Here is a 15,818-nt window from a genome sequence, read left to right as displayed (position 1 = left end):
GGTCACCAGGGGCGCGCGGAGCGCGGCAGCAGCGCGTACGGGGCGATGTAGCCGTTGTGGTCGATGCCGATCCCGGCATCGGCCGCGCTCTTGACGACCTCGTCGTCCCACTCCAGACGGACCCGGCCGTCGCCGGAGTTGACCACCAGCAGATCGCCTTCGGTCTCACCCACGTTGCGCAGGGTGCGCCAGGCGTCCTGCGGTACGGAGAGGATGTCGCGCGGCCCCAGGCGCACCGTCACCGGGTCGGTGCGGTTCAGCGTGACCTCCCACTCGCCGTCCTTGACGATCAGCGTCTGGGTCTCGCTCTGCCGGTGCAGCGATACGCCACGGCCGGGTTCGGCGCGCAGCCAGGCGGCGTTGTGGCCGTGCGGGTTGAAGATCCGGGGTTCCTGGTGCGGGTCCTCGGTCATGCCGTACCCGATGACGCAGCTCAGCCGGACGCCTCCGCCCGGCAGGGTGCTGTCCAGGAAGGGGTGCTCGGACCAGACCAGTTCGTCCCCGGCCGCGACGCGGCGCTTCATCTCCTCGGGGCTGTACCGCCGCAGCTGGTCGATGTACTCCTGGGCCATGGGGCGGGTCAGCTCGGCACCGGCCGGGATTTCGTCCCCGGCGACCGTGTCGATCAGTTCGTTGTCGGCGCTGAGGTGGAGACCGTGGCCTTCCGCCTCGCGCAGCACGGAGGGGCCCCAGATGATGCCCCCGGTGTCGTCCATGCCGAGCACGGTGAACATCCAGCCGTCGTCCGGGCCGGTGTTGGTGAAGCCGCGGAAGATCCAGGTGGGGACGGAGGCGATGTCGCCCGCCTTGAGCAGCAGCTCGCCCTCGGTGCCTTCGGCGCCCCAGCGCAGCAGGTACTCGCCCGCCGTGCAGACGAACACCTCGGCCGTGTAGTGCAGATGGAGGTTGTTGGTGATGCCGTGCGGCATGGCCGCCGCGCCGATGTTGAACCCGTGCGGGAGACGCAGATTGACGTGCTGGCCGGAGGCCTGCGAGACGCCGGGGCCGATCATCGCGTAGTTCTCCTTCCGGTCGGAGCCCGGCGTACGGCAGTCGATGAACGCCTGGTTGCAGGAGACGAAGTCGCTGCGGCGGACCGTCCGGCGGCCGAGCTCCGCGGTGGATACGACGACATCGGGCATGACTGACCCCTCTCTCGAACACGTGTTCCAGGAACACGGCTCGCGGAAAAATCGCTCTTGGAATACGTATGCATTCCCATGACAGACCCTGGGCCGGGCGCTGTCAAGGGTCAGGGGGCGTCTCGTTCTTGCGCGGTGGGGGCGCCGGGCGGGCGCAACTCGCCCTGGATGGGCTGGGGCGCTCACCTCTCCCGGGCGGCGGTGCGCGCCAGGTGTTGCACAGGACGCAACGGCTGTTGCAGGGTCAGGAGCCGCCCTTTAAATTCCTTTGCGTGCGGCGTAACTACCGTGCGCCGTAGGGCTATTGATGGGGAGGACCCCTTGAACGGAAAGCTCGCGACGACCAGACTCGCCGCGGTCGCGGCGGCCCTGCTCGCCGGGGTGGCGCTGGCCGTCCCGGCGTCGGCCGCCGCTGCCGCGCCGGCGCGGAAAGTGGTGCTGGCGGACTCGTCCACCTACTACGTCTATGTCACCGGGGTCAGCAGTTCGCTGGACGGTGCCCGGGCGAACGCGGACTACAGGCTTCCGCCCGGCTGTTACTCCGGCGGGGTGGTGGCCAGTGGTACCACCCCCGACAGCAATATCTGGGTGACCGTCCAGGGTGTCTGCTCCGGGGCGCAGTGACCAGGTCAGCACCCGCACAGTGCTGACCGCCTACCCGCGCGGCGCTGACCCGGTATCTGCACGGAAGTGACCGAGGGGCGCCGGTCGGACCGGCGTCCCTCGGTCCCGTGGACCGGGGAAGGAGTCGTGTGCGTGACACCGCTACGGGTTACATACGTATACTGAATAGGGCGCCGGACCGGCGTGACGGTGCGAGGGAAGAGGGCCGATGGCGATCACGAGTCACGACGTGGCGAGACTGGCCGGTGTCTCGCAGCCCACCGTGTCCCGGGCCCTGCGGGACGACCACCGGGTGTCGGCCGCCACGCGGGAGAAGGTCAGACGCGCCGCGCAGGCACTGAACTACGTGCCGAGCGAGGCGGGCCGGACCCTGTCGACCCGCTCCACCCGCCGGGTCGGGGTGATCGTGACCGATCTGACCAACCCCTTCTACCCGCATGTCATCGCCCCGCTCCACGACGAACTGCAGCGCCTGGGCTACCGGATGATGCTGATCACGGAGCGCTCCGACGAGGCGGTGGCCGAGGAGAACCTCCTCGACCAGTCCCTGGACGGTGTGGTGCTCGCGACCGCCACCACCGAGTCCCGGCTGCCGGCCCAGCTGGACCGCCGGGGCATGCCGTACGTCTTCCTCAACCGTGACACGGGCGCCCGGGGCGACTACGCGTCGGTCGTCGACAACGAGGGCGGTGGCCGCCTGGTGGCCGACGTGCTCACCGGGCTGGGGCACCGCAGGGTCGCGGGCATCTTCGGTTCGGCCAATACGACGACCGGGCGCGAGCGTGAACTCGGCTTCCGGCTGGCCCTGGCGGACGCCGGGATCGGGCTGCCGGAGAGCCGCGTGGTGCGCGGGGCCTTCGAGTACGACACCGGCTACCGGGCGCTGCCCCGCCTCCTCGACGCGGGTGAGGCGCCCACGGCGGTCTTCTGCGGTAACGACGTGGTCGCCATCGGTGTGCTGAACGCGGCCATCGCGGCCGGGCTCAGGGTGCCGGACGACCTCACCGTGATCGGCTTCGACGATCTGCCGATGGCGGACTGGGAGGTCTTCCGGCTGACCACGGTCCGGCACGATCTGCGTGAACTCTCGTGCCAGGCCGCGCGTCTGCTGGTGCGCAGGATCAACGGTGAGGCGGACCCCTCGGGTGAACGGCTCGTCCTGCCCACCGAGTTCGTACCCCGGGCCACCCACGCCCCGGTGCTGTGAGCGCTGTGGGCGTCAGCGGACGAAGCGTTCCACGAAGTCCTTGCCGAGGCCGTTCCTCTCGTAGTGCTCGCGCGCCTGGGCCAGTTTGGTGAAGGTGTCCTCGACGCCGACCGGGTTGCCCTGGGTGTCGCAGTAGACATAACCGCCGGTCACATGGAAGAGCGTCACCATCTCGCTGACACCCTCCGGGACTTCCAGGGTGTGGATGTCGCCCGGCGGCTCGAAGACGTAACTCCCCTGCTCCGCCCACCAGTCGTACTCCAGGTAGTGCCAGCGGCCCCGCAGTACGGTCGCGTGCACGGGGCCCTGGTGGCGGTGGCGGGAGAGGATGCCGGACCTGCGGACCCGGAGCAGATTGACGAAGTAGTTCTGGCTCACCGACAGCAGCAGCGGGCGGAACGACACGTCGTCGGACTGCGGGACCCAGAGGCGTTCGTCGCCGTCGAGGTCCAGGGCGCCCGGGACGATCACGTCGTCCAGCATGCTGTCGGGGCGTTCGCCCTCGTAGGGCAGCGCCTTCTCGGGGTCACGCTTCTCGTCGGTGGTGAGGGCCATGCGTGGTCTCCTTCTCTCAGGCAGGTGCACAGGCCGGAGCTCCGGCTCGTACACGGGGGTGGGTGAGGCGGTGCGCCGGGCCGTCAGTGGAGCGCATGTACGGCGCCGGCGACCCGGTCGACCGTCAGGGCCACGTCCTGCTCGGTGTGCGCGGCCGACACGTACCAGATGCCGCGTGAGGCGACCCAGACGCCGTGGCCGACAAGGGCCCGGCTGAACCGCAGATAGCGGGCGCTGTCCGCGTTCTGTACGTCCTGGTAGCGGGTCGCGGGTGTGGGCGGGTCGGCGAACCGCGCGTGGAAGGCCATCGGCGGGCCCTGGAGCACAAGCCCCAGGCCGTGTTCGGCGGAGAGCGCGGCCAGGGACGACATCAGCTGCCCGCCGACCCGCTCGGTCCGCCGGTGCACCTCGCCGTCGGCGATGTGTTCCAGACAGGCCAGGGTCGCCGCCGTCGCGGGTACGTTGCCGTTGAAGGTACCGGCGTGCACCACGGCGCCCGTCGCGATCCCTTCGAACAGCTCGCCCCGGCCGACGACCGCCGCGCACGGCCAGCCGCCCGCCATCGCCTTGCCGTACACGGCGAGGTCCGGGTACACGCCGTACCGCTCCGCCGCCCCGCCGACGGCCAGCCGGAAACCGGTGATGGTCTCGTCGAAGACCAGGACGGTCCCGTTGGCGGTGCAGGCATCGCGCACCGCCCGGAGATAGCCAGGGCCCGGCTCGATGGCACCGGAGTTGAGCATGACCGGTTCCATGATCACGGCGGCCAGCTCGTCCCCGTACGCGGCGAGTGCCTCGTCGAACGCGGACCGGTCGTTCCACTGGACCGTGACGACCTCGTCCAGCGCCTGCGGGAGCTGGCCCCCGCCGGCCGGGAGGGCGGTGTCCCCATCGGAGCGGATATGGATGTTGTCGAACCAGCCGTGGTACTGCCCGTGGAAGCGCAGCACGCGGCTGCGGCCGGTCGCGTGCCGGGCCATCCGCAGGGCCGCCTGGACCATCTCGCTGCTCGAACTGCCGAACCGCACCCGGTCCGGCCAGCCGAGCACCTCGATGACCTTCTCGGCGGCCTCGATCTCGGTGCGGTGCGTCGCCGCGTAGATGACGCCCCGGCGCTGGGCCGCCTCCACCTTCTCCAGGATCTGCCGGGGCGCGTTCCCCAGGAAGTTGGGGCCCTGCCCCAGGACGTAGTCGATGTACTCCCGGCCGTCCACGTCCCACATCCGCGCCCCCTCGGCGCGGTCGGCGATGACATGCGGGTTGAGCATCCGGACATTGCTGCTCACCCCGCCCGCCAGCGCCTTCGTCGCACGGGCCCGCCAGGCGCCGTGCAGCGCGGTCTCCTCTGCCATGTGTGTGCTCGTCTCCGTCGCGCGGGGTCGCCGTGGGGGCGCGCACGGGCAGTTGTCCCGCCCGGCTGAACCCCCTGATCGGCTGGTCAACGCAACGTTAGGAGCGGCCTGGCCCGCCGGGTACCCGGTGCGAACCTGTCCGGGCCATCGGACAACCCTGTACCTCCCGGCGCGCCCCCGAGGACGGCCCTGCCGTCAGGCGTCCTTCACCGAACGGATCATCTCCTCGGCCAGCAGCAGCAGTTCGAGACTGGCGGGCGAGAGGGTGCGCGCATCGCGGCTGACCGAGGCGACGACGTCGTAGAACGGCTCCGCGAACGGGACGATCCGCAGACCGGCCGGGAAGTCGTCGCTGCGGGTGACCGCCCGCGCCACGAAGGTGTCGCCCGTCCCGCCGCTCACCAGACGCAGCGCGGACGTCACGGACTCCACCTCGACGACCGGCCTGAGCTCATGCCCCTCGGCGGTCACCCAGTCCCGGATCTGGCGCCGCGTCGGCTCGTCCCAGCCGAAGTGCGCGTCGTAGAGCACCAGCGGCGCCGCCGCGAGACCGGCCGCGGTCACCGCCGCGCCGTACCGGGAGGGGTCCGAGGTCACCATGACGACCTCGTCCCGCAGCAGCGGACGGACGTCAAGACCGGTGACGTCCACCGGCAGCACCACGATGCCCGCCTCCAGATCGCCCCGGGCGACCGCCGCCGCCACCTCCACCGAGTTCTGCCCGACCAGCCGGACCCGTACGTCCGGGTGCCGCTCGTGGAAGGTCCGGGCGAGATGCGTGAGCCGGTAGTACTCGGCGTTGCGCAGCACGCCGAAGCTCGCGGTCCCGCCGGTGAGCCCGCCGTAGGCGCGCAGCGTCCCGTCAGCGGCGTCGAATCCGGCCACCGCGCGCTCGGCCGCCGGCAGCAGCGCACGCCCCGCGCCGGTCAGGGTCAGCCTGCGGGCGCCCCGGGCGAAGAGGACCAGCCGGTACTCCTGTTCCAGGCGCCGGATCAGCTCCGAGACCGACGCCTGCGCGAGATTCAGCTCGGCCCCGGCCGCGGTGAAGGAACCGGTGCGCGCCGCCGCGAGGAAGGCGCGGAGCTGGGCCATCGTCATCGTTCCCGCACTGGCCATCGCCCATCCGATCTCGCACTGGGCGCGCGCCCGGACCACCGCCGCGCCCTCCGGGGAGGCTACCCGGCACCGGCATCGGTCCGGCCGTTCGGTGGCGGCTCCGGTACGGCGCCGAGGGGGGACCGGCTGCGGGCATTGGCCTCGGCGACCCGGGCCTGGAGCAGTTCGGCCGGGCCGACCGGCCGTACGCGGGCCGGATCGGCGTCCCACTCGCGTCCGCCGCCCAGCGGCCGGAGCTGGAGCCAGGGCCCCTCCTGGCCCATGACGATGCCGACGCGGTGGCTCGCGATGTCGCGCACGGCCGTCCCCGGGCGGGGGAGTGAGGCTTCCTGCCCCGGTTCCCCGGTGGCGCTCACCGGCCCGCGCCCTTCGCGATGACGGCGGCCAGCGCGAGCGCGACCGGCGCGGAGCACACCCCGAGGTAGACGAGCGCGTAGCGGGTACTGGCCGGGGCCTCGTCGTGTTCCCCGCCGGCCTCGAACCACGGGGTGCGTACGTCCATGGCGGGGAGCTGGATACCGGCGCTGGTCAGCGCCTCGGCGAGGGTGTCGCGTGCGTCGAGCGCCTCCTGCACCTTCGGGCTGCCGGTGGCGGGGGCGGGCGGGGTACGGCGGGGGAGCGGGGGAGGCGTCGACATGGTGGATCTCCTCGCGGATTGTTGGTGATTTCGCTGCCGGGCCCACCAGCCGTGAATTACGGTGCGTAGTGGGGGTGTTACGAGAATGGCGCCCGGCGGGCCGGACTGCCCCGATGGCGCGTTCTCGTTCTCTCGCGGTCCGCTACGTTCCACACGTTCCACAGTGAATGCGCGGGACGGGCGGGTGCGCGTGTATGTGTACCGGTACGGGGGCGAATTCCGGGCGGGCCGGAGCGCCCTGGAAGGAGCGCCATGCCGCAACGACGCCTTGTCACCAGCCGCAGCCAGGAACCGCGTCAGCGGTTCGCGGAGGAGTTACGGAAACTGCGCGCCGAGCGGGGCCTGAGCCTGCGGCAGGTCGGTGAACGGCTCGGCTGGGACTACTCGCTCTTCGGCAAGATGGAGAAGGGCGAGACGCTGGGCGGGCCTGAGGTGATCCAGGCCCTGGACCATTTCTTCGGCACGCAGGGGCTGTTGCTGGTGCTGTGGGAACTGGCGATGAAGGACCGGACGCAGTTTCGCGAGCGGTACCGGCAGTACATGGCTCTGGAGTCGGATGCGACCAGCCTGTGGCATTTTGCGGTGAGCGTGTTGCCGGGGTTGTTGCAGACGCCGGGTTACGCGCGAGAAGTGCTGGCTGCCGGTGGGCTCCGGGAGCCGGAGCTGACACAGCAAGTGGAAGCTCGGATGGGGCGGCGGGAGTTGCTGGAAGGCGCGGATGCGCCTCCGTTCCGGACGATTCTTTCGGAGGCTGTCCTGCGGACGCCCTTGCGCGATCTCGGCCAGTGGCGGAAGCAGTTGGAATACCTGCTGGAGATGAGCGAGCGCGACGATGTGACTGTGCAGGTGCTGCCATTCCGGGTGGGGCCCTATGGGCTGGACAGCACCGATGTCTGGTTTCTGCGTCTGCCTGGTGGGCGTACCGTGGCCTATACGGAAAACGCCTACCGGGGCGAACTCATCGAGGATGACGGGCCGGTTGAGCGGCTGCAACGTGCTTACGATGCGGTACGTGACTTGGCCTTGTCCCCGACCGAGTCACGGAAGTTCATCCTGCGTATGTTGGAGGAAGTACCGTGCGATCCCTCGACCTGAGCGTTACGAACTGGCGTAAAAGCTCCTACAGCAACTCGGACGGTGGCGCGTGCCTGGAGGTCTCCGACGACTTCGCCGCCGTAATCCCCGTACGCGACAGCAAGTACCCCGCCGGGCCCGTGGTCACCTTCGCCGCGGACCGCTGGTCATCGTTCGTTTCCGCTCTGCGGGACGGTGAATTGAGGAGCTGAGAGTCTCATGCGGAACATGGACCTGAGCACGGTGGCGTGGCGTAAGAGCAGCTACAGCAATCAGGACGGTGGGGCGTGCGTCGAGGTCTCCGACGACTTCGCCGCCGTCGTTCCCGTACGCGACAGCAAGAACCCGGACGGCCCCGTGCTCGCCTTCGCCGCGCACGGCTGGTCGTCGTTCGTCTCCGCTCTGCGGGACGACGCGCTGGGCGCCTGACCGGCGGGCCCCGCCGACCGGTGAACGGTCAGCGGGGCCCGTGCTGTTCAGTGCCGACCAGAACCTCGTCCATGCCGCCGTTCGCGCGCCACTCCCGGAGCAGCGAGTGGAAGGCGATCGGTCCGTCGGCGAACGACTCGCGGCGCTGCCTGGGCATGCCCTCGTTGTTGTAATAGCCGGGGGTGCACTCGGCATGGAAGGCGTACAGGTCGACGGCCTTCTCCCGGATCGTCGTGACCCAGGCTTCCTCGGCCTCCGCCGTGGGTTCGACGTACCGGGCCCCGCGCCTGTGTGCTTCGGCGACGACTTCGGCGACGTGGATGGTCTGCTCGTCCAGGATGTGGACGTAGTTGACGGCGCTGGCGTTCTGCAGCGGGCCCAGCTGGAAGAGGTTGGGGAACCCGTGGCTGTAGAAGCCGTGGAGCGTCCGGGGGCCCTGCCGCCATGCCTCGGTGAGGGGGACACCGTCGCGGCCGTGTACGGGAAGACGTCCCGAGGTGATACCCGAGACGCCGACCTCGAAGCCGGTGCTGAAGATAATGCAGTCGGCCTCGTAGAGGGTGCCGTTGACCACGAGACCGTTCTCGGTGATCTTCTCCACGCCGTGGCTGTCGGCGGTGTCGACCAGGGTGACGTGGGGCCTGTTGAAGGTCTGGAGGTAGCTGTCGCTGAAGGTGGGCCGTTTGCACATGTAGCGGTACCAGGGCTTGAGCAGCTCGGCGACCTCCGGGTCCGTGACGACGGTGTCGATCCGCTCGCGGATCTCGGTCATCTTCTGGAAGTCCGCCAGCTCCTCGGTGCGTTCGCGTTCCTCGGGCGGCAGATCCGCGTAGCTGTCGGTCGGGATCATCTTCTGCTGGAGGCGGGCGCTGCTGGTCCAGCCGTCGTCTATGAGGTCCTCGTCCGCCCGGCCGCCCGTGACGAGGGTCAGGAAGTTGTCCCTGCGCCGCCGCTGCCAGCCGGGGGCGAGGGACGCGGCCCAGCCGGGGTCGGTGGGGCGGTTGCCGCGCACGTCGACCGATGAGGGCGTGCGCTGGAAGACAAGCAACTCCTTGGCGTCGGCGCCCAGATGGGGCACGCACTGGACGGCGGTCGCACCGGTGCCGATCAGGGCGACGCGTTTGTCGGAGAGCTTGTGCAGATTCCCGTCCGCGCTTCCGCCGGTGTAGCCGTAGTCCCAGCGACTGGTGTGGAACATGTGGCCCCGGAAGGTGTCGATGCCGGGGATGCCGGGGAGCTTGGTCTGGCTCAGGGTGCCGGTCGCCGTCACCACGTACCGCGCCCGTATCCGGTCGTCCCGGTCGGTGCTCACCAGCCACTCGGACGCGCTCTCGTCCCAGCGCAGTCCGGTGGCCTGTGTCTGGAAGCAGGCGTCCCGGTAGAGGTCGAAGGTGCGGGCGATCGCCCGCGCGTGCTGCCGGATCTCCTCGCCCGGCGCGTACTTCCACTTCGGGACGTAGCCGACCTCTTCCAGCAGGGGCAGGTAGATGTGCGACTCGATGTCGCAGTGGATGCCGGGGTACCGGTTCCAGTACCAGGTGCCGCCGAAGTCGCCGCCCTTCTCGATCAGCCGGATCGAGCCCAGGCCCGCCTGCCGTAACCGCGCGCCTGCGAGAAGGCCGCCGAACCCGCCTCCGATGACGACGGCGTCGACCCGGTCGCGGAGCGGCTCGCGGGAGGGCAGCGGTTCGGCGTACGGGTCTTCGTCGAAGGATCCGAACCGGCCGGTGGGGCGCTGGTACTGGGCGTTTCCCTCGGGGCGGATCCTGCGTTCCCGCTCGGCCCGGTAACGAGCCCGCAGGGCGTCCGGATCGAACGGCAGGTCCTGTACGGCGTCGGGCGTGCTGCGGGGAGAGGACATGGCCACGCACTTTCTTTCGGGGGATCTCGGGGACCTCGGGGATCTCGGGAACCGTGCCGGGTCTGGTCCCGGACGTGGGGCGGCGGCGGTGCGGCTTCGGCAGCCGCCCCGTGATGCCCGGCGCGGCCGGGTCACTGCGAGACGGGCGCGAGCCACATCCCCGCGATCGCGTCGCTCAGACCGGTCGCGGTCTGCTGCCAGTCGTCGCGCGGGGTGGGGCTGCCCTCGGCGAGCGCGCGTTCCCGTTCGGCGACGACGAGCACCACGAGGTGCCGGGTCATCGCACCGCGTTCCAGACGTACTTCGGGCGGCAGGCCGGGGAGGCAGCTGTTGAGCCCGTCGACGGCCCGGACCAGCGCGGGCGAATGGAGGGACTCGTCCGTCATGATCTCCCGGTAGACGGGGTCGGTGCCGATCTGTGCGTAGAAGCGGCCGAACCAGGAGGGCACACCGAGGCCGGCGACATGGAGCACGAAGGGGTCCACCAGGCAGGCCACCCAGGCGCGCACGTCGGTGGAGCCGGTGGCCTGCTCGACCTTCTCCGCGCGTGCCTGCTCGATCTGGTCGTTGTGCTTGTGCACGATCGCCCTGATCAGGTCGGCCTTGGAGCCGAAGTGGTAGCCGACAGCGGCGTTGTTGCCCTGGCCCGCGGCCTCGCTGACCTGGCGGTTGGAGACAGCCACCACTCCATGCTCGGCGAACAGCCGCTCCGCCGCCGAGACCAGCAGCTCCCGTGTGGCGGCGACCCGCGCGTGCCGCGCCGTGGCGGGCGTCACCGCCGCCACCCCACCGGTGTGCCGCGGCCCTCGGTGGGTGCCTGCGGGGCTGTGTCACTTACTGCACGGCTTACTGAACGGCTCATGGCCTGGCTCACTGCATGGCTTCCGTAGACGCGAACTCCGACGTCACCCAGTTAAGCGCCGCCACCGATCACCGGTCAAGCAACTGACTTAACTGTCTGATGAGCAGGCCGAGGCGTACGGAACGTTCACCGAGGTGCCCACGCGCCCGGAGCTGGAGCGGTTCTTCTTCCTCGACGATGACGACCGCGATCTGATCGCGCTGCGCCGTACGGACGTGCACCGGCTGGGCATGGCGGTGCAGATCTGCACGGTCCGCTACGTCGGCCGGTTTCTGGGAGAGGACCCGATCGCGGTGCCGTGGGAGGCCGTGGAGTACCTGGCCGGGCAGCTCGGCATCGCCGACGCCTCGTCCGTGAAGCGGCGTGATGTGTTCGCCGCCCCGTCGAACCGGTGGGCGGAGCCGCGCGCCCGGCTGCTGGACGGTCCGCGGTGGGGGAGGCGATGCGCTCGGACGTGTTCGCGGGCGTGCCCCTGACCGAGGACGCCGAGGAGCACCTGGCCCGGCTCGTGAGAGGGCTGGACGCGACGTGGCGGCAGATGGCCGACCGCCCGGAGGAGGCCGGCGCCGATGCGAAGGTGGAGATCGTCGTCCCCGAGGGCGGCGGACGCGCCCGCCTGTCGGTGGACAAGCTCGCGGGGTGAAGCCGGAGACGGTCGCGACCGACAACGCCTCTTACTCCGACATGGCCTTCGGCCTGTACAAGATGCCCGGCTTCCGCTTCGCGCCGCGCTTCCGCGACCTGCCACGGCGGACGGGGCCAGATCGGCCAGGCGTACCGGGAGGGCCAGCTCGCCGCCCTCGGGCTGGTCCTCAACGCCGTCGTCCTGTGGAACACCCGTTACCTGGATGCCGCCGTGGCTCGGCTCCGTGCCGAGGGACGCGACATCAAGGACGAGGACGTCGCCCGCCTGTCCCCGCTCAAGGACCGCCATATCAACTTCCTGGGCCGCTACCTGTTCAACATCAAGGCCAGCAGCCCCGGCCAGGGCCTGCGTCCCTTTCGCGACCCGGATGCGTCCGAGGACGGTGATGAGGACGGCGAGCAGCCGTGACGTGCCCGGCAGGAACCGTCACCGGGTGGGCAGCCCGATGCGTCGCAGCCATGCCTCGACTTCCGTGTCGGCGTCCTTGACCTCTTCGCCACGTACCGCGAGGCCCTCGGCGAGGGTCACGCCGGGGCAGGAGGCGGCGTAGTCGCGTTCGGTGGTGCCCAGTCCGCTCATGGCGTAGGTGGTGACCGGATGGATGGTCTTGCCGCGGAAGTCGAGGGCTTCGGTGAACGTCGTCATGATCATGGGTGCTCGGACGTTCCAGATGGGGCTGGCCAGGAGGATGGTGTCGTAGCCATCGAGGGAGGGCAGGCGGCCCTCGATGGCCGGGCGGGCGTCGGTGTCCTGCTCGCGGACGTTGCGCTTCACGGTGGCGTCGTAGTCGTGGGGGTAGGGGTCGGCGGCCTGGATGCGGTAGGTGTCGCAGGCGGTGCGGTCGGCGATCTTGCTGGCGAGCACCTCGGTGTTGCCAACCTTCAGGTCGGTACGGCCGCCGTAGGAGTAGTTCCCGCCCGGGCGGGAGAAGTAGGCCAGCAGGACTCGTCTCACGTTGCTTCCGTTGGTCGTGGCGGACGGGGAGGCGGTGGGGGTGCCGGACCGCGGTGAGGGCGGTGAGCAGCCCGCCAAGGGGGGCGCGCTCAAGGCGGCGGTTGCGGTCAGCAGCGCGCCGCGCAGAACGGTGCGCCGGCCCGGCAGGGCGCCGTGGTGCTGTGGGGTGATCACGGTGGACGGCCCCCGGTGAACCGTTGGAGTGTGTGGCGGGCCGGGCGTGTGCCCCGGTCGGCCCGCTGCGGGGCACACGCTTTGCTGCGGCGGGGGCGGCCGCTCAGCTGTCCAGACGGCGCTTGGCGAGCCAGGCGACCATTTCGGGGTCGTGGTGGTCGAAGAACAGGGTCGTGCCGGTGTCGAGGGTGGTGATCTGGGCCATCTGGTCGTCGGTGAGCTGGAAGTCGAAGACGTCGAGGTTCTGGGCCATCCGCTCGGGGCGTACCGACTTGGGGATGGTGATGATGCTGCGCTGGATCAGCCAGCGCAGGACGACCTGGGCGGCGGACTTGTCGTACGCCTTGCCGACCTCGGTGAGGACGGGGTGGGTGAACAGGTCGTTCTTGCCTTCGGCGAAGCCGCCCCATGCCTGGTGCTGCACTCCGTGCTCGCGCATGAGGTCGTGGTCGGCGGTGCGCTGGAAGAAGGGGTGGGTCTCGATCTGGTTGACCTGCGGGGTGATCTCGTTGTTGAGGATCAGGTCCAAGAGCCGGTCGGGGTAGAAGTTGGCCACGCCGATCGCCCGGGTCAGGCCCTCGCGGTGGGCGGCCTCCATGGCGCGCCACTGGCCGTAGACGTCGCCGTAGGGCTGGTGCATCAGGTACAGGTCGACGTGGTCGAGGCCCAGCTTGGTCAGGGACGTCTCCAGCGCGCGGCGGGTGTTGTCCTCGGCGGGGGCGTCCTGGACCCACAGCTTGGTGGTGACGAACAGCTCCTCACGGGGAATGCCGCTGGAGGTGATGGCGCGGCCGACGGCTTCTTCGTTGCCGTAGGCGGCTGCGGTGTCCAGCAGCCGGTAGCCGGCGGCCAGCGCGTCGGAGGCGGCGCGCTCGGTGTCCTCGGCGGGGATCTGGTAGACGCCGAAGCCCAGGAGCGGCATCTCGACACCGTTGTTCAGGGTTACGTGCTGCATGAGGGGATTCCTTCGCTGTGCGGGCGGGGGCGGGGTCAGGGGCGGATGAGGGCCTTGAGGACCTGGCGGTCGGCCATGGCCCGGTAGGCGTCCGGAGCCTGGTCGAGGGGGAAGGTCTCGTCGAAGACGCGGCCGGGGGCGATGGTGCCGTCCAGGACGTCGGGCAGCAGCTGCTCGATGTAGGCGCGGGCGGGGCTGGCGCCGCCGGTCAGGGTGATGTTGCGCATGAACCCGGCCGGGCCGATCGGGCCCTGTTCGTACTGGGGGACGCCGAGCCGGCTGACGGTGCCGCCGTCCAGGACCGCGCCGAGCGCGGTGTCCAGGGCGGGGCGGGTGCCGACGGCCTCGATCACCTTGTCCACGCCGCCGGTCAGCTCGCGGATACGGGCGATGCCTTCATCGCCGCGCTCGGCGACCACATCGGTGGCACCGAACTCGCGGCCCAGGCCGGTACGGGACGCGTGGCGGCCGGCGAGCACGATCCGCTCGGCACCCAGCCGCTTGGCGGCGATCACCGCGCACAGGCCGACCGCGCCGTCCCCGACCACCAGCACGGTGTCGCCGCGGCCGACACCTGCGGTGACCGCGCCGTGGTGGCCGGTGGTCATGACGTCCGACAGCGCAAGCAGTGAAGGCAGCAGCGCGGAGTCGGCGGCCACCGGCAGCTTCACCAGGGTGCCCTCGGCGTGCGGGACGCGGACGGCTTCGCCCTGACCACCGTCCACGCCGTCGAAGCCGTACCGGCCGCCGTTGCGGCAGGAGATGTGCAGGCCCTTGGCGCAGTAGTCACAGGTGTTGTCGCTGTACGTGAAGGGCGCGACGACCAAGTCGCCCGTCCGCAGTCCGGTCACGTCCGAACCGGTCTCCTCCACGACGCCGAGGAACTCGTGCCCCATGGGGCGGCCGATGCCGGTAGCGGGCATCGAGGCGTAGGGCCACAGGTCGCTGCCGCACACGCAGGAGGCGATGACGCGCACCACAGCGTCGGCGGGCTGAACGATCTTGGGGTCGGGCCGGTCTTCGACGCGGACGTCTCCGGCTCCGTACATCACTGCTGCACGCATCAGGGGTACTGCTCCAAACGGGGATCGTTGCGGGGCCGGGGTCAGCGTTCGAGCATCCGGGCCTGGGCCTCGGTGTGGGTGTCGCCGGCGGCGGGCGGCAGGCTGGAGAGCCGCTCCAGCTGCTCGGCCGTCAGCGTGACCGTGTCGGCGGCGGCGTTCTCCTCGACCCGGGCCACGCGCTTGGTGCCGGGGATGGGGGCGATGTCGTCGCCCTGGGCGAGCAGCCAGGCCAGCGCCACCTGCCCGGGCGTGGCACCGACCTCGTCGGCCAGCGCCTTGACCTCGTCGGCCAGCGCCAGATTGCGCCGGAAGTTCTCGCCCGTGAAGCGCGGGTTGTCACGGCGGAAGTCGTTCTCGTCGAACTGGTCGGTGGAGCGCACCGTGCCCGTCAGCATCCCGCGGCCCAGCGGGGAGAACGGCACCAGGCCGATGTTCAGCTCCCGCAGGACGGGCAGGACGCGCTCCTCGATGCCCCGGGTGAAGAGCGAGTATTCGGACTGGACCGCTGTGACCGGCTGGACGGCGTGGGCCCGGCGGATGGTGTCTGGCCCGGCCTCGGAGAGCCCGAAGGCGCGGACCTTGCCCTGGGCGATCAGTTCGCCCACGGCGCCGGCGGTCTCCTCGATCGGCGTGTTCGGATCGACGCGGTGCTGGTAGTACAGGTCGATATGGTCGGTGCCCAGCCGCTTCAGGGAGCCCTCGACGGCGGTGCGGATATTGGCCGGGCTGGAGTCCAGGTTCCACGCGCCGTTGCCGGCGTGCGAGACCAGGCCGAACTTGGTGGCCAGCACCACCTGGTCACGGCGGCCCTTCAGCGCCTTCCCGAGCAGCTCCTCGTTCGTGTACGGGCCGTAGATCTCGGCGGTGTCGATGAGGGTGACTCCCAGCTCCAGCGCACGGTGCACCGTCCTGATCGACTCCGCGTCGTCCGTGCCCGAGCCGGTGTAACCATGGGACATCCCCATCGCTCCCAGGCCGATCCGGGAAACCTCCAGGTCACGCAGTTTGATGTACCGCATCTCGCCCTCTTCCGATCAAGGTGTCGCCTGGTCTTCTTTCACTCTTGCCCGGCCCGGCAGGCCGTGCCCGTCGAAGTCCGGGTGGGAGCGAGGAGGTCGGCGTCTTCCTCATTCACCTTCGCCCGGATTGCTCGGGTGTGGCAGGGC

18 protein-coding genes and 2 pseudogenes are annotated in these 15,818 nt (G+C 70.4%); 8 read left to right on the top strand and 12 right to left on the bottom strand.

The genetic code is table 11. The annotated features are described in order from the left end of the window. Nucleotides 1-2: 2 nt before the first annotated feature. Entirely contained in the window at nucleotides 3-1,142 is a 1,140-nt protein-coding gene (locus ACWGKJ_RS17290) for a cupin domain-containing protein (protein ID WP_385018303.1), read from the bottom strand. Between the two features lie 321 nt (nucleotides 1,143-1,463). On the opposite strand from ACWGKJ_RS17290, the gene ACWGKJ_RS17285 reads away from it, so the two are divergent. Next, nucleotides 1,464-1,766, top strand: a complete 303-nt coding sequence (locus tag ACWGKJ_RS17285) for a hypothetical protein (protein ID WP_385018301.1) — start codon at nucleotides 1,464-1,466, stop codon at nucleotides 1,764-1,766. A 208-nt stretch (nucleotides 1,767-1,974) separates the two neighbouring features. Next, nucleotides 1,975-2,973, top strand: coding sequence for a LacI family DNA-binding transcriptional regulator (locus ACWGKJ_RS17280; RefSeq protein ID WP_385018299.1), 999 nt, complete (start codon nucleotides 1,975-1,977; stop codon nucleotides 2,971-2,973). Nucleotides 2,974-2,985: 12 nt separating this feature from the next. On the opposite strand, the gene ACWGKJ_RS17275 is transcribed toward ACWGKJ_RS17280, so the two are convergent. The 5 genes from ACWGKJ_RS17275 to ACWGKJ_RS17255 form a co-directional block, all read right to left on the bottom strand. After that, nucleotides 2,986-3,528, bottom strand: coding sequence for a 2,4'-dihydroxyacetophenone dioxygenase family protein (locus tag ACWGKJ_RS17275; RefSeq protein WP_385018297.1), 543 nt, complete (start codon nucleotides 3,526-3,528; stop codon nucleotides 2,986-2,988). An 83-nt stretch (nucleotides 3,529-3,611) separates the two neighbouring features. Further along, nucleotides 3,612-4,880, bottom strand: coding sequence for an aspartate aminotransferase family protein (locus tag ACWGKJ_RS17270; RefSeq protein ID WP_385018295.1), 1,269 nt, complete (start codon nucleotides 4,878-4,880; stop codon nucleotides 3,612-3,614). 195 nt (nucleotides 4,881-5,075) lie between these two features. Beyond that, nucleotides 5,076-5,996, bottom strand: a complete 921-nt coding sequence (locus ACWGKJ_RS17265) for a LysR family transcriptional regulator (protein ID WP_385018293.1) — start codon at nucleotides 5,994-5,996, stop codon at nucleotides 5,076-5,078. A gap of 59 nt (nucleotides 5,997-6,055) precedes the next feature. Next, nucleotides 6,056-6,352, bottom strand: coding sequence for a hypothetical protein (locus ACWGKJ_RS17260; RefSeq protein WP_385018291.1), 297 nt, complete (start codon nucleotides 6,350-6,352; stop codon nucleotides 6,056-6,058). Next, entirely contained in the window at nucleotides 6,349-6,633 is a 285-nt protein-coding gene (locus ACWGKJ_RS17255; RefSeq protein ID WP_385018289.1) for a hypothetical protein, read from the bottom strand. Before ACWGKJ_RS17255 ends, ACWGKJ_RS17260 begins: the two co-directional genes overlap by 4 nt. Nucleotides 6,634-6,885: 252 nt before the next feature. Between ACWGKJ_RS17255 and ACWGKJ_RS17250 the strand changes: the two genes are divergently transcribed. From ACWGKJ_RS17250 to ACWGKJ_RS17240, 3 genes are read left to right on the top strand one after another with little or no spacing between them, the layout of a single operon-like run. After that, the gene (locus tag ACWGKJ_RS17250) at nucleotides 6,886-7,728 is read left to right on the top strand and encodes a helix-turn-helix domain-containing protein (RefSeq protein WP_385018287.1); all 843 of its coding nucleotides are present in this window, start codon (nucleotides 6,886-6,888) and stop codon (nucleotides 7,726-7,728) included. Beyond that, nucleotides 7,710-7,919, top strand: a complete 210-nt coding sequence (locus tag ACWGKJ_RS17245) for a DUF397 domain-containing protein (RefSeq protein WP_385018285.1) — start codon at nucleotides 7,710-7,712, stop codon at nucleotides 7,917-7,919. The genes ACWGKJ_RS17250 and ACWGKJ_RS17245 overlap by 19 nt, the downstream gene beginning before the upstream one ends. A 7-nt stretch (nucleotides 7,920-7,926) precedes the next feature. Further along, on the top strand, nucleotides 7,927-8,136 hold the full coding sequence (locus tag ACWGKJ_RS17240; protein ID WP_385018283.1) for a DUF397 domain-containing protein: 210 nt from the start codon (nucleotides 7,927-7,929) through the stop codon (nucleotides 8,134-8,136). Nucleotides 8,137-8,164: 28 nt separating this feature from the next. Here ACWGKJ_RS17240 and ACWGKJ_RS17235 read toward each other — a convergent pair whose 3' ends face one another. Beyond that, entirely contained in the window at nucleotides 8,165-9,997 is a 1,833-nt protein-coding gene (locus ACWGKJ_RS17235) for a flavin-containing monooxygenase (RefSeq protein ID WP_385018281.1), read from the bottom strand. Nucleotides 9,998-10,128: 131 nt separating this feature from the next. Then, entirely contained in the window at nucleotides 10,129-10,773 is a 645-nt protein-coding gene (locus ACWGKJ_RS17230) for a TetR/AcrR family transcriptional regulator (protein ID WP_385018279.1), read from the bottom strand. Between the two features lie 178 nt (nucleotides 10,774-10,951). On the opposite strand from ACWGKJ_RS17230, the pseudogene ACWGKJ_RS17225 reads away from it, so the two are divergent. The 3 genes and pseudogenes from ACWGKJ_RS17225 to ACWGKJ_RS17215 all read left to right on the top strand — a co-directional run. After that, a pseudogene (locus ACWGKJ_RS17225) lies at nucleotides 10,952-11,221 on the top strand (DUF4158 domain-containing protein); the annotation flags it as partial. Nucleotides 11,222-11,301: 80 nt separating this feature from the next. Next, entirely contained in the window at nucleotides 11,302-11,502 is a 201-nt protein-coding gene (locus ACWGKJ_RS17220; protein ID WP_385018277.1) for a hypothetical protein, read from the top strand. A 72-nt stretch (nucleotides 11,503-11,574) separates the two neighbouring features. Further along, nucleotides 11,575-11,913, top strand: a pseudogene (locus ACWGKJ_RS17215) (Tn3 family transposase); the annotation flags it as partial. A gap of 18 nt (nucleotides 11,914-11,931) precedes the next feature. On the opposite strand, the gene ACWGKJ_RS17210 reads toward ACWGKJ_RS17215, so the two are convergent. The 4 genes from ACWGKJ_RS17210 to ACWGKJ_RS17195 all read right to left on the bottom strand — a co-directional run bounded on the left by ACWGKJ_RS17210 (nucleotide 11,932) and on the right by ACWGKJ_RS17195 (nucleotide 15,671). Next, complete coding sequence (locus tag ACWGKJ_RS17210; RefSeq protein WP_385018275.1) at nucleotides 11,932-12,459, bottom strand: flavodoxin; 528 nt, start codon at nucleotides 12,457-12,459, stop codon at nucleotides 11,932-11,934. A gap of 277 nt (nucleotides 12,460-12,736) precedes the next feature. After that, the gene (locus ACWGKJ_RS17205) at nucleotides 12,737-13,588 is read right to left on the bottom strand and encodes an aldo/keto reductase (RefSeq protein ID WP_385018273.1); all 852 of its coding nucleotides are present in this window, start codon (nucleotides 13,586-13,588) and stop codon (nucleotides 12,737-12,739) included. A 35-nt stretch (nucleotides 13,589-13,623) separates the two neighbouring features. Next, the gene (locus ACWGKJ_RS17200) at nucleotides 13,624-14,652 is read right to left on the bottom strand and encodes a zinc-binding dehydrogenase (RefSeq protein ID WP_385018271.1); all 1,029 of its coding nucleotides are present in this window, start codon (nucleotides 14,650-14,652) and stop codon (nucleotides 13,624-13,626) included. A 41-nt stretch (nucleotides 14,653-14,693) separates the two neighbouring features. Further along, the gene (locus tag ACWGKJ_RS17195; RefSeq protein ID WP_385018268.1) at nucleotides 14,694-15,671 is read right to left on the bottom strand and encodes an aldo/keto reductase; all 978 of its coding nucleotides are present in this window, start codon (nucleotides 15,669-15,671) and stop codon (nucleotides 14,694-14,696) included. Between the last annotated feature and the right edge of the window lie 147 nt (nucleotides 15,672-15,818).

It is taken from the genome of Streptomyces sp. NPDC054757 (genome assembly GCF_053612185.1).
The sequence above is the reverse complement of the archived record's forward strand: the minus strand, read 5'-3'. Positions and strand labels throughout refer to the sequence as shown.

Excerpts from the sequence above, each read along its gene's own strand:
- ACWGKJ_RS17205 (WP_385018273.1), bottom strand. The coding sequence starts at position 13,588 with ATGCAGCACGTAACCCTGAACAACGGTGTCGAGATGCCGCTCCTGGGC.
- ACWGKJ_RS17200 (WP_385018271.1), bottom strand. The coding sequence starts at position 14,652 with ATGCGTGCAGCAGTGATGTACGGAGCCGGAGACGTCCGCGTCGAAGAC.
- ACWGKJ_RS17235 (WP_385018281.1), bottom strand. The coding sequence starts at position 9,997 with ATGTCCTCTCCCCGCAGCACGCCCGACGCCGTACAGGACCTGCCGTTC.
- ACWGKJ_RS17270 (WP_385018295.1), bottom strand. The coding sequence starts at position 4,880 with ATGGCAGAGGAGACCGCGCTGCACGGCGCCTGGCGGGCCCGTGCGACG.
- ACWGKJ_RS17195 (WP_385018268.1), bottom strand. The coding sequence starts at position 15,671 with ATGCGGTACATCAAACTGCGTGACCTGGAGGTTTCCCGGATCGGCCTG.
- ACWGKJ_RS17265 (WP_385018293.1), bottom strand. The coding sequence starts at position 5,996 with ATGGCCAGTGCGGGAACGATGACGATGGCCCAGCTCCGCGCCTTCCTC.
- ACWGKJ_RS17255 (WP_385018289.1), bottom strand. The coding sequence starts at position 6,633 with ATGTCGACGCCTCCCCCGCTCCCCCGCCGTACCCCGCCCGCCCCCGCC.
- ACWGKJ_RS17290 (WP_385018303.1), bottom strand. The coding sequence starts at position 1,142 with ATGCCCGATGTCGTCGTATCCACCGCGGAGCTCGGCCGCCGGACGGTC.
- ACWGKJ_RS17250 (WP_385018287.1), top strand. The coding sequence starts at position 6,886 with ATGCCGCAACGACGCCTTGTCACCAGCCGCAGCCAGGAACCGCGTCAG.
- ACWGKJ_RS17240 (WP_385018283.1), top strand. The coding sequence starts at position 7,927 with ATGCGGAACATGGACCTGAGCACGGTGGCGTGGCGTAAGAGCAGCTAC.
- ACWGKJ_RS17275 (WP_385018297.1), bottom strand. The coding sequence starts at position 3,528 with ATGGCCCTCACCACCGACGAGAAGCGTGACCCCGAGAAGGCGCTGCCC.
- ACWGKJ_RS17280 (WP_385018299.1), top strand. The coding sequence starts at position 1,975 with ATGGCGATCACGAGTCACGACGTGGCGAGACTGGCCGGTGTCTCGCAG.
- ACWGKJ_RS17220 (WP_385018277.1), top strand. The coding sequence starts at position 11,302 with ATGCGCTCGGACGTGTTCGCGGGCGTGCCCCTGACCGAGGACGCCGAG.